The sequence below is a fragment of the Streptomyces sp. NPDC090741 genome (assembly GCF_044769045.1).
GTDB lineage: Bacteria > Actinomycetota > Actinomycetes > Streptomycetales > Streptomycetaceae > Streptomyces.
In genome coordinates this window covers 378,963-393,579 of the sequence record NZ_JBIVXF010000008.1, presented here as the reverse complement: position 1 = coordinate 393,579, position 14,617 = coordinate 378,963, and the positions used below count along the sequence as shown (strand labels likewise).

10 protein-coding genes and 1 tRNA gene are annotated in these 14,617 nt (G+C 69.5%); all 11 read left to right on the top strand.

From position 1 onward, the window contains the following. The first annotated feature begins 118 nt into the window (after window positions 1-118). The 11 genes from dnaA to ACIQU4_RS23545 all read left to right on the top strand — a co-directional run bounded on the left by dnaA (window position 119) and on the right by ACIQU4_RS23545 (window position 14,569). Window positions 119-2,050, top strand: a complete 1,932-nt coding sequence (gene dnaA, locus ACIQU4_RS23595) for a chromosomal replication initiator protein DnaA (protein ID WP_403733975.1) — start codon at window positions 119-121, stop codon at window positions 2,048-2,050. Between the two features lie 896 nt (window positions 2,051-2,946). Next, window positions 2,947-4,077 (top strand): DNA polymerase III subunit beta, encoded by a 1,131-nt coding sequence (gene dnaN, locus ACIQU4_RS23590; protein WP_385232090.1) that lies wholly within the window; start codon window positions 2,947-2,949, stop codon window positions 4,075-4,077. Between the two features lie 265 nt (window positions 4,078-4,342). Continuing rightward, on the top strand, window positions 4,343-5,218 hold the full coding sequence (gnd, locus tag ACIQU4_RS23585) for a phosphogluconate dehydrogenase (NAD(+)-dependent, decarboxylating) (RefSeq protein WP_403733972.1): 876 nt from the start codon (window positions 4,343-4,345) through the stop codon (window positions 5,216-5,218). A gap of 84 nt (window positions 5,219-5,302) precedes the next feature. Then, the gene (gene recF, locus ACIQU4_RS23580) at window positions 5,303-6,451 is read left to right on the top strand and encodes a DNA replication/repair protein RecF (protein ID WP_403733970.1); all 1,149 of its coding nucleotides are present in this window, start codon (window positions 5,303-5,305) and stop codon (window positions 6,449-6,451) included. Continuing rightward, on the top strand, window positions 6,448-7,005 hold the full coding sequence (locus ACIQU4_RS23575) for a DUF721 domain-containing protein (RefSeq protein ID WP_403733967.1): 558 nt from the start codon (window positions 6,448-6,450) through the stop codon (window positions 7,003-7,005). The genes recF and ACIQU4_RS23575 overlap by 4 nt, the downstream gene beginning before the upstream one ends. A 285-nt stretch (window positions 7,006-7,290) precedes the next feature. Next, on the top strand, window positions 7,291-9,351 hold the full coding sequence (gene gyrB, locus ACIQU4_RS23570) for a DNA topoisomerase (ATP-hydrolyzing) subunit B (protein WP_403733964.1): 2,061 nt from the start codon (window positions 7,291-7,293) through the stop codon (window positions 9,349-9,351). Between the two features lie 41 nt (window positions 9,352-9,392). Next, a complete protein-coding gene (gyrA, locus tag ACIQU4_RS23565) occupies window positions 9,393-11,999 on the top strand; it encodes a DNA gyrase subunit A (RefSeq protein ID WP_403733962.1) in 2,607 nt (868 codons plus the stop codon). 3 nt (window positions 12,000-12,002) lie between these two features. Then, window positions 12,003-12,692 (top strand): DUF3566 domain-containing protein, encoded by a 690-nt coding sequence (locus ACIQU4_RS23560; RefSeq protein WP_403733959.1) that lies wholly within the window; start codon window positions 12,003-12,005, stop codon window positions 12,690-12,692. Between the two features lie 94 nt (window positions 12,693-12,786). Continuing rightward, window positions 12,787-12,860: transfer RNA gene (locus ACIQU4_RS23555), tRNA-Ile, on the top strand. Between the two features lie 145 nt (window positions 12,861-13,005). Then, window positions 13,006-13,140: a DLW-39 family protein gene (locus tag ACIQU4_RS23550; RefSeq protein WP_208809277.1), complete on the top strand. Its 135-nt coding sequence runs from the start codon at window positions 13,006-13,008 to the stop codon at window positions 13,138-13,140. A 121-nt stretch (window positions 13,141-13,261) separates the two neighbouring features. Next, window positions 13,262-14,569, top strand: coding sequence for a hypothetical protein (locus tag ACIQU4_RS23545; protein ID WP_403733957.1), 1,308 nt, complete (start codon window positions 13,262-13,264; stop codon window positions 14,567-14,569). The last annotated feature ends 48 nt before the right edge of the window (window positions 14,570-14,617 follow it).

Here is a 14,617-nt window from a genome sequence, read left to right as displayed (position 1 = left end):
CCGCTAAACGATCACAAAACGTGATCTTCGCCCATCGGTAGGCAGGCGGCAGCAGCCATCGACAACTCGACCTCGTTACGGTACGCGCGGCTACGCCATCCGGTCAAACCGAGGCGACGTGCCCTCACACTGTGCACAGGCTGTGGACAACGACTTGAACCGTACCCGTCGGCCTGACTACCGTTGTCTGATCCCGGATTTTTTGTCCCGACCGTCCCAAAGAACCACACATTCGTGGGACCCCTGTGAGAGAGCGTGCTCTGTGGCTGACGTACCTGCCGATCTTGCCGCAGTGTGGCCAAGGGTGCTCGAAAAGCTCCTCGGAGAGGGACAGCAGGCGATCGAGCCCAAGGACAAGCAGTGGGTCGAGCGCTGCCAGCCCCTGGCCCTCGTCGCCGACACCGCGCTGCTCGCCGTCCCCAACGAATACGGCAAGCGCGTCCTGGAGGGCCGGCTCGCCCCGCTGATCAGCGATGCGCTCAGCCGTGAGTGCGGCCGCCCCATCCGCATCGCGATCACCGTGGACGACTCCGCCGGCGAGCCCGCGCCCCTGCCCCCATCCCCCCAGCAGCGCCCCGAGTCGTACGAGCCGTACGGCGGCCAGCGCGGCGGCGGCCACAACGGCCCCGGCGGGCCCTCCGACGACCAGCTCCCGACCGCCCGCCCCGCCTACCCGGACTACCAGCAGTCGCGCCCCGAGCCAGGCTCCTGGCCCCGCGGCGGTCAGCAGGACGACTACGGCTGGCAGCAGCCGCGCCTCGGCGGCTTCCCCGAGCGCGATCCGTACGCCTCCCCGCAGCCGGGCTACCTCCAGCAGTCCGACTCCGGCGGGTACGAGCAGGGCTCCTTCGACCAGCAGCAGTACGAGCCCCGCCAGCCTCAGCAGTCCCGCCAGCCTCCGCAGTCCCACCAGTACGAGCAGCAGCAGTACGAGCAGCCGGCCCCGCGCCCGGCGCCCGGCCGACCCGCGCCGCCCCCGTCCCCGTCGGGCGGATCGACCTCGGGCCCGCTGGAGCCGACCGCCCGGCTCAACCCCAAGTACCTGTTCGACACGTTCGTCATCGGCGCGTCCAACCGCTTCGCGCACGCCGCCGCGGTGGCCGTCGCCGAGGCGCCCGCCAAGGCGTACAACCCCCTCTTCATCTACGGGGAATCGGGCCTTGGCAAAACGCATCTTCTGCACGCCATCGGGCACTACGCGCGGAGCCTGTACCCCGGCACCCGGGTGCGGTACGTGAGCTCCGAGGAGTTCACCAACGAGTTCATCAACTCGATCCGCGACGGCAAGGGCGACGCGTTCCGCAAGCGCTACCGCGAGATGGACATCCTGCTCGTCGACGACATCCAGTTCCTCGCGAGCAAGGAGTCGACGCAGGAGGAGTTCTTCCACACCTTCAATACGCTCCACAACGCCAACAAGCAGATCGTGCTGTCCTCCGACCGGCCGCCCAAGCAGCTCGTCACCCTGGAGGACCGGCTCCGCAACCGCTTCGAGTGGGGCCTCATCACCGACGTCCAGCCGCCCGAGCTGGAGACACGTATCGCGATCCTGCGCAAGAAGGCCGTACAGGAGCAGCTCAACGCCCCGCCGGAGGTACTGGAGTTCATCGCCTCCCGCATCTCGCGCAACATCCGCGAGCTGGAGGGGGCGCTGATCCGGGTCACGGCCTTCGCGAGCCTGAACCGGCAGCCGGTCGACCTGGGCCTGACCGAGGACGTCCTCAAGAACCTGATCCCCGGCGGCGAGGACTCCGCCCCCGAGATCACGGCCACGGACATCATGGCGGCCACCGCGGACTACTTCGGCCTCACCGTGGACGACCTGTGCGGCTCCTCGCGCAGCCGCGTCCTGGTCACCGCCCGGCAGATCGCCATGTACCTGTGCCGGGAGCTCACGGACCTGTCCCTGCCCAAGATCGGGGCGCAGTTCGGCGGCCGCGACCACACCACGGTCATGCACGCGGACCGCAAGATCCGGGCCCTGATGGCGGAGCGGCGGTCCATCTACAACCAGGTCACCGAGCTCACCAACCGCATCAAGAACGGCTGAGCCAGGGGCCTCTTCGGCCGAGCCGGCGGGCTCGGCCGAGCCTCTTCAAACGCTTCCACAGGGCGCTCCCGGGGTACTTCGGGGGCGCCCTTCTTCGTCCGCGCGCCCCTGGTCTGTTCGAATACGCCCCCTGTGGAGCAACTCATCCACAGATTTCCCGACTTTCTTCCGTCCACAGGCTGGGGACTGCTTCCGTCACCCACAATTTGTCCACAGGGCTGCGGGATGAGGCACCATCAGCACTGGTCAGCCCCCTGTGGATTTGTGCGCAAGCGCCATCCACAGGCTGTGGACAGAACTTTCATCCACAGGGCCGTCCACTCCTCTGTCCACCGCCGACCCACAGGTTCCCGCACTCTGTGCACAGGATCCGACGAGTTACCCACACCGCTGTCCACTGTTCGGCAACATTCCACCTCCCGTCACCACCCGGAGTGAAAGCCGTCACACGGAAGTCGACGTTTGGGCTGTGGAGTACTGGGGGAAACCTGGGGACACACCTGTGGAGTAGTCGGGGTCACCTGGGGATGGCCTGTGCAGAAGTTTTTGTTCTCCACAGACACCCGGCGTTGTCCACCGGTGTCACCCACAGGGTCGGTGGATAAAAAACGCGGGTTGACCTGCGAAAACGGGCTTATCCACCGTTTCCACAGGCCCTACTACTACCCCCATAGAGAGTTAGCCCGGTTTCGGTTTTCAAGCGGGTCCTGTGCACAACTCGGTGGGGACGCCTCCCCGACACCTCGCTCCCGACTTGACCTCCGGCAGCACCGACTGTCGGCGCCGTACGTCAGACTGGTGCCCGGCACCGAGGCTCCGAGCCATCGAGGGCATCGAGGCATCGGGCCGAGAACGAAGGCCGGCAGACGAGCGAGCAACAGCAGGAGGCGGTTCCGGTGAAGATCCGGGTGGAGCGCGACGTACTCGCGGAGGCGGTGGCCTGGGCTGCCCGTAGCCTCCCGGCCCGGCCGCCGGTGCCCGTTCTCGCGGGCCTGCTGCTGAAGGCCGAGGAGGGCCTGCTGTCCCTCTCCGGCTTCGACTACGAGGTCTCGGCCCGCGTCTCCGTCGAGGCGGACGTCGAGGAGGACGGCACCGTCCTCGTCTCCGGCCGGCTGCTCGCCGACATCTGCCGCGCCCTCCCCAACCGCCCGGTGGAGATTTCCACAGACGGTGTACGGGCGACCGTGGTCTGCGGCTCCTCGCGATTCACACTCCACACCCTGCCTGTGGAGGAGTACCCGGCGCTGCCGCAGATGCCGACCGCGACCGGCACCGTGCCCGGTGAGGTCTTCGCCTCCGCCGCCGCCCAGGTCGCCATCGCCGCCGGCCGCGACGACACGCTGCCCGTGCTGACCGGTGTCCGCATCGAGATCGAGGGCGACCGCGTCACCCTGGCCTCCACCGACCGCTACCGCTTCGCGGTCCGCGAGTTCCTGTGGAAGCCGGAGAACCCGGACGCCTCCGCCGTGGCCCTGGTGCCCGCGAAGACGCTCCTGGACACCGCCAAGTCCCTGACCAGCGGTGACACCGTCACCCTGGCGCTGTCCGGCTCCGGCGCGGGCGAGGGCCTCATCGGCTTCGAGGGCGCCGGCCGCCGCACCACCACCCGCCTGCTTGAAGGCGACCTGCCGAAGTACCGCACGCTGTTCCCGACGGAGTTCAACTCCATCGCCGTCATCGAGACCGCCCCGTTCGTCGAGGCCGTCAAGCGCGTGGCCCTGGTCGCCGAGCGCAACACCCCGGTCCGCCTCAGCTTCGAGCAGGGCGTGCTGATCCTGGAGGCCGGCTCCTCCGACGATGCACAGGCTGTGGAACGTGTGGACGCCAAGCTCGAGGGCGACGACATCTCGATCGCCTTCAACCCGACCTTCCTGCTGGACGGCCTGAGCGCGATCGACTCGCCGGCCGCGCAGCTGAGCTTCACCACGTCCACCAAGCCGGCGCTGCTGAGCGGCCGTCCGGCGGTCGACGCCGAGGCGGACGAGGCGTACAAGTACCTGATCATGCCGGTGCGCCTGTCCGGCTGACGCGCGCTCACGTCGGGCCCGGTCTCGCAGGCGCGGGGCCGGGCCCGACGGCGTTCGCCCCGTACGCAGGACCCGCACGCAGAACCCGTACGACGAGCCGCTACGACGCGTCGGCCGCAGAGCCCGTCCGGCCCCTCGTACAGCCGTCCCTGGAGCGCCCGTGGCGCCCCGCGGCAGCGCCCGGCGTAGGCTCGGAGCCTGGGTGTGCCCCCGGTGATTCAGGGGAACCCGGCACAGACGGCCACAACGCTTAAGGAACCACCTGATGGAGCTTGGTCTCGTCGGTCTCGGCAAGATGGGCGGCAACATGCGCGAGCGCATCCGCCGCGCAGGCCACACCGTCATCGGATACGACCGCAACCCGGACCTTGCCGATGTCCACAGCCTGCGGGAACTTGTGGACAGCCTGCAGGCCCCCCGCGTCGTGTGGGTGATGGTCCCGGCAGGTGCGGCGACGCAGTCCACCGTCGACGAACTCGCCGAGCTGCTCTCGATCGGCGACGTCGTCGTCGACGGCGGCAACTCGCGCTGGACCGACGACGAGAAGCACGCCGCCGAGCTGGCCACCAAGGGCATCGGCTTCGTCGACTGCGGTGTCTCCGGCGGCGTGTGGGGCCTGGAGAACGGCTACGCGCTCATGTACGGCGGCGAGAAGGACCACGTCGCACGCGTCCAGCCGGTCTTCGACGCCCTCAAGCCCGAGGGCGAGTTCGGCTCCGTGCACGCCGGCAAGGTCGGCGCGGGCCACTTCGCGAAGATGGTCCACAACGGCATCGAGTACGCCATGATGCAGGCTTATGCCGAGGGCTGGGAGCTCCTGGAGAAGGTGGACTCGGTCACCGACGTCCGCGAGGTCTTCCGCTCCTGGCAGGAGGGCACCGTCATCCGCTCCTGGCTGCTGGACCTGGCCGTGAACGCCCTCGACCAGGACGAGCACCTGGAGCAGCTGCGCGGTTTCGCGCAGGACTCGGGCGAGGGCCGGTGGACGGTGGAGGCGGCGATCGACAACGCCGTACCGCTGCCCACGATCACCGCCTCGCTCTTCGCGCGGTTCGCGTCCCGCCAGGACGACTCGCCGCAGATGAAGATGATCGCCGCGCTGCGCAACCAGTTCGGCGGCCACGCGGTCGAGAAGGTCTAGTCCACAACCGCTCCACAGCTCCTCCACAGGAGCACACAGCAGCACAGAGCAGAGCAGCAGGAAGCCGGGGGAGGTCGGCGCCGTATGCATGTTTCGCATCTCTCACTGGCCGACTTCCGCTCGTACGCCCGGGCCGAGGTTCCCCTCGACCCGGGCGTCACGGCTTTCGTGGGCCCCAACGGCCAGGGCAAGACGAACCTGGTCGAGGCCATCGGCTACCTGGCCACCCTCGGCAGCCACCGCGTCTCCTCGGACGCCCCGCTGGTCCGGATGGGCGCGGACCGCGCCGTCATCCGCGCGGCCGTCACCCACGGCGCGCGCCAGCAGCTGGTCGAGCTGGAGCTGAACCCGGGGCGCGCCAACCGTGCCCGCATCAACCGGTCCTCGCAGGTCAGGCCCCGGGACGTGCTGGGGATCGTACGGACGGTGCTGTTCGCGCCGGAGGACCTGGCGCTGGTGAAGGGGGACCCCGGGGAGCGCCGGCGGTTCCTCGACGAGCTCGTCACGGCCCGCTCGCCGCGGATGGCGGGCGTCCGGTCGGACTACGAGCGGGTGCTCAAGCAGCGCAACACCCTGCTGAAGTCGGCGGCGATGGCCCGGCGGCACGGCGGCCGCTCCATGGACCTCTCCACCCTCGACGTCTGGGACCAGCACCTCGCGCGCGCGGGCGCGGAGCTGCTGGCGCAGCGCCTCGACCTGATCGCGACGCTGCTGCCGCTCGCGGACAAGGCGTACGAGCAGCTCGCGCCCGGCGGCGGCCCGCTGGGGCTCGCGTACAAGTCCTCGGCCGCCGGCGAGGCCGGGGACGCTGTGGACAACGGCGGGGCCCGCACCCGCGAAGCCCTGTACGAGGTGCTGCTCGCCGCCCTGGCCGAGGTGCGCAAGCAGGAGATCGAGCGCGGCGTGACCCTGGTGGGCCCGCACCGGGACGACGTGCTGCTGCGCCTGGGCGACCTCCCGGCGAAGGGGTACGCCAGCCACGGCGAGTCCTGGTCGTACGCGCTGGCGCTGCGGCTGGCCTCGTACGAGCTGCTGCGCTCGGAGGGCGCCGAGCCGGTGCTGATCCTGGACGACGTGTTCGCCGAGCTGGACGCGCGGCGCCGGGAGCGGCTCGCGGAGCTGGTGGCCCCGGGCGAGCAGGTGCTGGTGACGGCGGCGGTGGACGACGACGTTCCGGGGGTGCTGGCGGGGACCCGGTTCGGGGTGTCCGGCGGTGAGGTGACCCGGCTGTGAGCGGCGGCGACGAGCAGGAACCCCGTACGACGGAACCCCGTACGACCGAACCCCGCAAGGTCCCCGAGCCCTCGGGCGTGGACCTCGCCCGGCAGGCACTGGCGGCGGCCCGCGAGCAGGCGCGGGCCCGGGGCAACGCGGCCGGCGGGAAGAACAAGTACCGCCCCGGCCTGCGCTCGGGCGCCCGCGCGGACGGCCGCGACCCGATGCCGCTGATGGCGGCGCTGGACCGGCTGCGCACCGAGCGCGGCTGGGAGATGCCGATGGCGGTCGCGGGCGTGATGGAGCGCTGGCCGGAGATCGTCGGGCCGGAGATCGCTGCGCACTGTGAACCGGAACGGTACGAGGACCGTGAACTGGTCGTGCGCTGTGATTCCTCGGCCTGGGCGGCGCAGCTGAAGCTGCTGGCCCCGCAGCTGGTGGCGCGGCTCAACGCGGACCTGGGCCAGGGCACCGTCCGGATGATCAAGGTCCAGGGCCCGGGCGGGCGCCCGAAGCGGTACGGGCCGCTGCGCGCGCCGGGCAGTACGGGTCCGGGGGACACGTACGGATAGCCCCGGATCGCGTGGCGTCCCTCACGGTAGCGAGAGGTTGACAGGCCGAAGCGCTGGACGCCCGCGTGAGCCTCTTTGAGCCCCTTCCCGGATATGGGGAGTCGGAGAGAGGAGGTTCAGGGCGGCACATGCGGACTCAGGTACCGGCAAACCCCCATTCATGTCCGTGGTACCGGTAGACTGAATCGAATCCCGCCTTCGGGCGGGATCTCGCTGACAAACGCTGACAACGCAGATCGACGCAGCCGCTCCTGCTTGCATGCCTGCTGGCCCGGAGTACGGCCTGTGCTGTGCCAGAAAGGGCGCTTCGTGGCCGATTCCGGCAACCCCAACGACAACCAGTCCACAGCCGGCGAGAACGGCGAGGTCACCGCCTCGTACGACGCCAATGCGATCCAGGTCCTCGAGGGCCTGGACGCGGTCCGCAAGCGGCCGGGCATGTACATCGGCTCGACCGGTGAGCGCGGGCTGCACCACCTCGTGTACGAGGTGGTGGACAACTCGGTCGACGAGGCCCTGGCCGGGCACGCGGACACCATCGACGTCACGATCCTCGCCGACGGCGGTGTGCGGGTCATCGACAACGGCCGTGGCATCCCGGTCGGCATCGTGCCGTCCGAGGGGAAGCCGGCGGTCGAGGTCGTCCTGACGGTCCTGCACGCGGGCGGCAAGTTCGGCGGTGGCGGCTACGCCGTCTCCGGCGGTCTGCACGGTGTGGGTGTGTCCGTCGTGAACGCCCTGTCGACGAAGGTGTCGGTCGAGGTCAAGACCGACGGCTACCGCTGGACCCAGGACTACAAGCTCGGTGTCCCGACGGCGGCCCTCGCGAAGAACGAGGAGACCGACGAGCACGGCACGTCCGTGACGTTCTGGGCCGACGGCGACATCTTCGAGACGACCGAGTACTCCTTCGAGACGCTCTCGCGCCGTTTCCAGGAGATGGCCTTCCTCAACAAGGGCCTGACCCTGACGCTGACCGACGAGCGCGAGTCGGCGAAGGCGACCGTCGGCGCGGACTCCGCCGAGGCCGAGGCCGAGGAGCCCCAGGCGCGCACGGTCAAGTACCACTACGAGGGCGGCATCGTCGACTTCGTGAAGTACCTGAACTCGCGCAAGGGCGAGCTCATCCACCCGACCGTCATCGACGTCGAGGCCGAGGACAAGGAGCGCATGCTCTCGGTCGAGATCGCGATGCAGTGGAACTCGCAGTACACGGAGGGCGTGTACTCCTTCGCGAACACGATCCACACGCACGAGGGCGGTACGCACGAGGAGGGCTTCCGGGCCGCGCTGACGGGTCTGGTGAACCGTTACGCGCGTGACAAGAAGCTGCTCCGCGAGAAGGATGACAACCTCGCCGGCGAGGACATCCGCGAGGGTCTGACGGCGATCATCTCGGTGAAGCTGGGCGAGCCGCAGTTCGAGGGCCAGACGAAGACCAAGCTGGGCAACACGGAGGCCAAGACCTTCGTGCAGAAGGTCGTCCACGAGCACCTCAACGACTGGTTCGACCGCAACCCGGTCGAGGCCGCGGACATCATCCGCAAGTCGATCCAGGCGGCCACGGCCCGCGTCGCGGCCCGCAAGGCCCGCGATCTGACCCGCCGCAAGGGCCTGCTGGAGAGCGCCTCGCTGCCGGGCAAGCTGTCGGACTGCCAGTCGAACGACCCGACCAAGTGCGAGATCTTCATCGTCGAGGGTGACTCGGCCGGTGGCAGCGCGAAGTCCGGCCGCAACCCGATGTACCAGGCCATCCTGCCGATCCGCGGCAAGATCCTGAACGTCGAGAAGGCCCGTATCGACAAGATCCTCCAGAACACCGAGGTCCAGGCGCTGATCAGCGCCTTCGGCACCGGTGTGCACGAGGACTTCGACATCGCCAAGCTCCGCTATCACAAGATCATCCTGATGGCGGACGCCGACGTCGACGGCCAGCACATCAACACCCTGCTGCTGACCTTCCTGTTCCGCTTCATGCGGCCGCTGGTCGAGGCCGGTCACGTGTACCTGTCGCGCCCGCCGCTCTACAAGATCAAGTGGGGCCGGGACGACTTCGAGTACGCGTACTCGGACCGTGAGCGCGACGCCCTCGTCGAACTGGGCAAGCAGAACGGCAAGCGGATCAGGGAAGACTCGATCCAGCGCTTCAAGGGTCTGGGCGAGATGAACGCCGAGGAGCTGCGCGTCACGACCATGGACGTGGACCACCGCGTGCTCGGCCAGGTCACCCTGGACGACGCGGCCCAGGCCGACGACCTGTTCTCGGTGCTCATGGGTGAGGACGTCGAAGCCCGGCGCTCCTTCATCCAGCGCAACGCCAAGGACGTTCGGTTCCTCGACATCTGAGTCGGCCTCCGCTGACCGCCTGAAAGGACTTCTGACCAGCAATGGCCGACGAAACCACCCCCACCGCCGAGAATTCCGCGGAGGAGCAGCCCGTGGTGCGCATCGAGCCCGTCGGGCTCGAGACGGAGATGCAGCGCTCCTACCTCGACTACGCGATGTCCGTCATCGTCTCGCGCGCGCTGCCCGACGTACGGGACGGCCTCAAGCCGGTCCACCGCCGCGTGCTGTACGCGATGTACGACGGCGGCTACCGGCCCGAGAAGGGCTTCTACAAGTGCGCCCGCGTCGTCGGTGACGTCATGGGTACGTACCACCCGCACGGCGACAGCTCGATCTACGACGCCCTGGTCCGCCTGGCCCAGCCGTGGTCGATGCGCATGCCGCTGGTGGACAGCAACGGCAACTTCGGCTCCCCGGGCAACGACCCGGCGGCCGCGATGCGCTACACCGAGTGCAAGCTGATGCCGCTGGCCATGGAGATGCTCCGGGACATCGACGAGGAGACCGTCGACTTCACGGACAACTACGACGGCCGCAACCAGGAACCGACCGTCCTGCCGGCCCGCTTCCCGAACCTGCTGGTCAACGGCAGCGCCGGTATCGCGGTCGGCATGGCCACCAACATCCCGCCGCACAACCTGCGCGAGGTCGCGGCCGGCGCCCAGTGGGCGCTGGAGCACCCGGAGGCCTCGCACGAGGAGCTGCTCGACGCGCTCCTGGAGCGGATCAAGGGCCCCGACTTCCCGTCGGGCGCGCTGGTCGTGGGCCGCAAGGGCATCGAGGAGGCGTACCGGACCGGGCGCGGCTCGATCACGATGCGCGCGGTGGTCGAGGTCGAGGAGATCCAGAACCGCCAGTGCCTGGTGGTCACGGAGCTTCCGTACCAGACGAACCCGGACAACCTGGCCCAGAAGATCGCCGACCTGGTGAAGGACAGCAAGATCGGCGGCATCGCCGACGTGCGCGACGAGACCTCGTCGCGCACGGGCCAGCGCCTGGTGATCGTGCTCAAGCGCGACGCCGTCGCCAAGGTCGTGCTGAACAACCTGTACAAGCACACCGACCTCCAGACGAACTTCGGCGCGAACATGCTGGCGCTCGTGGACGGCGTGCCGCGCACGCTGTCGATCGACGCGTTCATCCGGCACTGGGTGCAGCACCAGATCGAGGTCATCGTCCGGCGTACGAAGTTCCGCCTGCGCAAGGCGGAGGAGCGGGCGCACATCCTGCGCGGCCTGCTCAAGGCGCTGGACGCGATCGACGAGGTCATCGCGCTGATCCGGCGGAGCAACACCGTCGAGATCGCGCGCGAGGGCCTGATGGGCCTGCTGGAGATCGACGAGATCCAGGCCAACGCGATCCTCGAGATGCAGCTGCGGCGCCTGGCGGCCCTGGAGCGGCAGAAGATCGTCGCCGAGCACGACGAACTCCAGGCGAAGATCAACGAGTACAACGCGATCCTGGCCTCGCCGGAGAAGCAGCGCTCGATCGTCAGCGAGGAGCTGGCGGCCCTCGTCGAGAAGTTCGGCGACGACCGGCGCTCCAAGCTGGTCCCCTTCGACGGCGACATGTCCATGGAGGACCTGATCGCCGAAGAGGACATCGTCGTCACGATCACTCACGGCGGCTACGTCAAGCGCACCAAGACCGAGGACTACCGCTCGCAGAAGCGCGGCGGCAAGGGCGTACGCGGCACGAAGCTGAAGCAGGACGACCTGGTCGACCACTTCTTCGTGTCCACCACGCACCACTGGCTGCTGTTCTTCACGAACAAGGGCCGGGTCTACCGCTCCAAGGCGTACGAGCTGCCGGACGCCGGCCGCGACGCCCGCGGGCAGCACGTGGCCAACCTGCTGGCCTTCCAGCCGGACGAGAAGATCGCCCAGATCCTCGCGATCCGCGACTACGAGGCCGCGCCGTACCTGATCCTGGCCACCAAGGGCGGCCTGGTGAAGAAGACGGCGCTCAAGGACTACGACTCGCCCCGTTCGGGTGGTGTCATCGCGATCAACCTCCGGGAGACGGGCGCCGACGGCGCCGACGGCACGGCCGACGAGCTGATCGGCGCCGAGCTGGTGTCCGCCGAGGACGACCTGCTGCTGATCAGCAAGAAGGCGCAGTCGATCCGCTTCACGGCGACCGACGACGCGCTGCGCCCGATGGGCCGCGCCACCTCGGGCGTGAAGGGCATGAGTTTCCGCGAAGGTGACGAACTGCTCTCCATGAGCGTGGTGAGGCCGGGTACGTTCGTCTTCACCGCGACCGACGGCGGCTACGCCAAGCGGACGCCGGTCGACGAGTACCGCGTCCAGGGCCGTGGCGGTCTGGGCATCAAGGCCGCCAAGATCGTGGAGGACCGCGGATCGCTCGTCGGGGCGCTCGTCGTGGACGAGACGGACGAGATTCTCGCCATCACGCTCGGCGGTGGTGTGATTCGTACGCGAGTCAACGAAGTCAGGGAGACCGGCCGTGACACCATGGGCGTCCAGCTGATCAACCTGGGCAAGCGCGATGCCGTGGTCGGTATCGCTCGTAACGCCGAGGCCGGTCAGGATGCTGACGAGGTCGAGGAGACCGAGGCAGCCGAAGGACAGGCCGCCGAGGCCGCCGAGGGCACGCAGCCCTCGGCCGGGGAGCACGAGGAGTAAGTCGTGAGTGGAGCCACGGGCGCCGGACCGGCCAAGACTGGGGAGGACGGTACCCGTGGCCCCGCCGCGGACTCCCCGGACGGGGGCGCCGAGGCCGCCGAGGTCAAGGGGAGGACCGTGACGGACACCCGCAAGCCGAAGCAGGAGAAGGCCGCCCCGGCGGCCGCGCCCGCGCCGGCCGCCGCGCCGGCCGGCCGGCCGACGGAGCAGCCGTACCACCCGCCGCAGGCGTACGCGGCGCCCACGGCCCCTGGTGCGCCGCGGGGCGCCGGGGACGCCGCTGCGCAGCGCAAGCCGCGCACGGGGGCCCGTACGACGCCCAGGACGCGCAAGGCGCGGCTTCGGGTGGCCAAGGCCGACCCGTGGTCGGTGATGAAGGTCAGCTTCCTGCTGTCGATCGCGCTGGGCGTGTGCACGATCGTGGCGGCGGCGGTGCTGTGGATGGTCATGGACGCCATGGGCGTCTTCACGACCGTCGGCGGCACCATCAGCGAGGCGACCGGGTCGAACGAGAGCAACGGCTTCGACCTCCAGTCGTTCCTGTCGCTGCCGCGCGTTCTGATCTTCACGTCGGTGATCGCGGTCATCGACGTGGTGCTGGCGACGGCGCTGGCGACGCTGGGCGCGTTCATCTACAACTTGTCGGCGGGCTTCGTCGGCGGTGTGGAGCTCACGCTCGCCGAGGACGAATGACCGCTGATTGACCTGCGGGGACTGCCCGGAGGAACGGATTTTGGCGGGACCGTGTCTGTGCGCTAATCTTCAGGAGTCAGCGCGCAGCGCGGATGGGGCTATAGCTCAGTTGGTTAGAGCGCATCCCTGATAAGGATGAGGCCACAGGTTCAAATCCTGTTAGCCCCACAGTGAAGAAGACCCCCAGGCCCCCGGCCTGGGGGTCTTCTTCGTAGGGTCAGTTGAGGGCTTCCCAGGTCACCGAACGGTATCGGTGCGTGTGTATTGTTGGCCGTCAGAAGTCCCCAACGTCAACGAAAGACGAGGTCGCGCGGTGAAGAAGCTGCTCCTGGTCGCACTGGCCGCCATCGGCGGGCTCCTCGTGTACCGCCAGATCCAGGCGGACCGCGCCGAGCAGGACCTGTGGACGGAGGCAACTGACTCCGTGCCCTCTGGTTCCGGTGTGTGAGACCGAAAGCTGATCTCATGAAGCCCCGGCTGCCGCTGCGGCCGGGGCTTTGTGCTGTTCTGTGACGAAAAATTACGTTCTGCAAAGATTTGGCTTGCGCTAGCAAAATCGGGGTGGCGTGATGGGGCGGGTACGGACGACGGTGCTGGTGGGGGCGGCGGCCCTGGCGCTGGCCGGGGGCCTTCCGGGGGCGGTGCAGGCCGCCACGGCGCCCCCGCAGCCGGTGCCGGCGTATCAGGGTGCCGAGGGCGCCAAGAGGATCGAGGGCAGTCCCAGCAGCGCGGACGCCCCGCTCGTGGCGGCCGGGCAGGCCTACGCGGACACCATCGGGCCCGGCGAGCGCGTGTACCGGCTGAATCTCGACGACGCCTCCAGCGCGTACTTCTCGGCCGTTCTCCAGCCCCCGCGCGGCGCCAAGGTCGGCTACGGCGACGGCCTGGAGGTCGAGATCATGACCAAGGAGGGCGAGCGCTGCCCGAACAACCCCGGCCGGGCCGGCTTCGGCTACGACCCGGTCCCCCTCGGCGCGGTCGGGGTCCGGCGGCTGGCGGAGGACGCCGAATGCCAGGGCGCCGGCGTCTACTTCGCGAAGGTCACCCGCACCGCCGCCAAGGACTCCGACCCGGGCGCGTGGCCGGTGGAACTGCTGCTCCAGCGCGAGCCCGGCCTCGCCACCGGCAGCGCCCCCACCACCGCGCCCAGCGTCTGGCCCTCGGCCTCGCCGACGCTGCCCGGCAGCGAGCCGGTGGCGCGCAGCGGGGGCACCGGCTTCAACGACGCCCGGGCGCTGGGCAGCGGGGTCTGGCGGGACGACCTGCGGCCCGGGCAGACCCGCTTCTACCGGGTCCCGCTCGACTGGGGACAGCAGTTGGGGCTCAGCGCCGAGCTCGCCGGCGCCAGGATGACCAAGTCGTACGGGTCGGCCTCGGGCGGGCTCAGCGTCGCGCTGTACAGCCCGTACCGGAGCCTGGTCGAGGACAAGGACATCCCGTACGCCGGCAAGCAGGCGGGCGTCACCCTGCCGAAGACGGCGCCGGTGGCGTACGAGAACCGCTTCTCGGACACCGGCGAGGTACGGGGGGTCCGGCTGGCGGGCTGGTACTACATCGCGGTGACCCTGGGCGCGAAGGTCGCCGAGTTCACCGAGGACGCGAGCCCGGTGCCGCTGACGCTGCGCATGGACGTGACCGGCGGCCCGGCCAAGGGGCCCGCGTACAAGGAGAGCCTGACCGCGGCCGGGTTCGGGGTCGGTGCGGACGAACGGGCGGCCGCCAAGGACGGGCTCACCGCCCCCGAGGCCGCGGCGGCGGCCGACGGGCGCTCGGTGATGCGGGTGGTGGCCGGTGCGGGCTTCGGCACCGGGACCGTGCTGCTCCTCGTACTCGGCGGATGGTTCCTGCTGGGCCGGCGTCACGGGCCGACCGCGTAAGGCGGATCGGATCCGGGTCTGGTCCGGATCGGATCCGGGTCTGGTCCG

Bases quoted from the DNA above. Each gene is read 5' to 3' on its own strand.
- gnd (WP_403733972.1), top strand. From the start codon at position 4,343: ATGGAGCTTGGTCTCGTCGGTCTCGGCAAGATGGGCGGCAACATGCGC.
- recF (WP_403733970.1), top strand. From the start codon at position 5,303: ATGCATGTTTCGCATCTCTCACTGGCCGACTTCCGCTCGTACGCCCGG.
- gyrA (WP_403733962.1), top strand. From the start codon at position 9,393: ATGGCCGACGAAACCACCCCCACCGCCGAGAATTCCGCGGAGGAGCAG.
- ACIQU4_RS23545 (WP_403733957.1), top strand. From the start codon at position 13,262: ATGGGGCGGGTACGGACGACGGTGCTGGTGGGGGCGGCGGCCCTGGCG.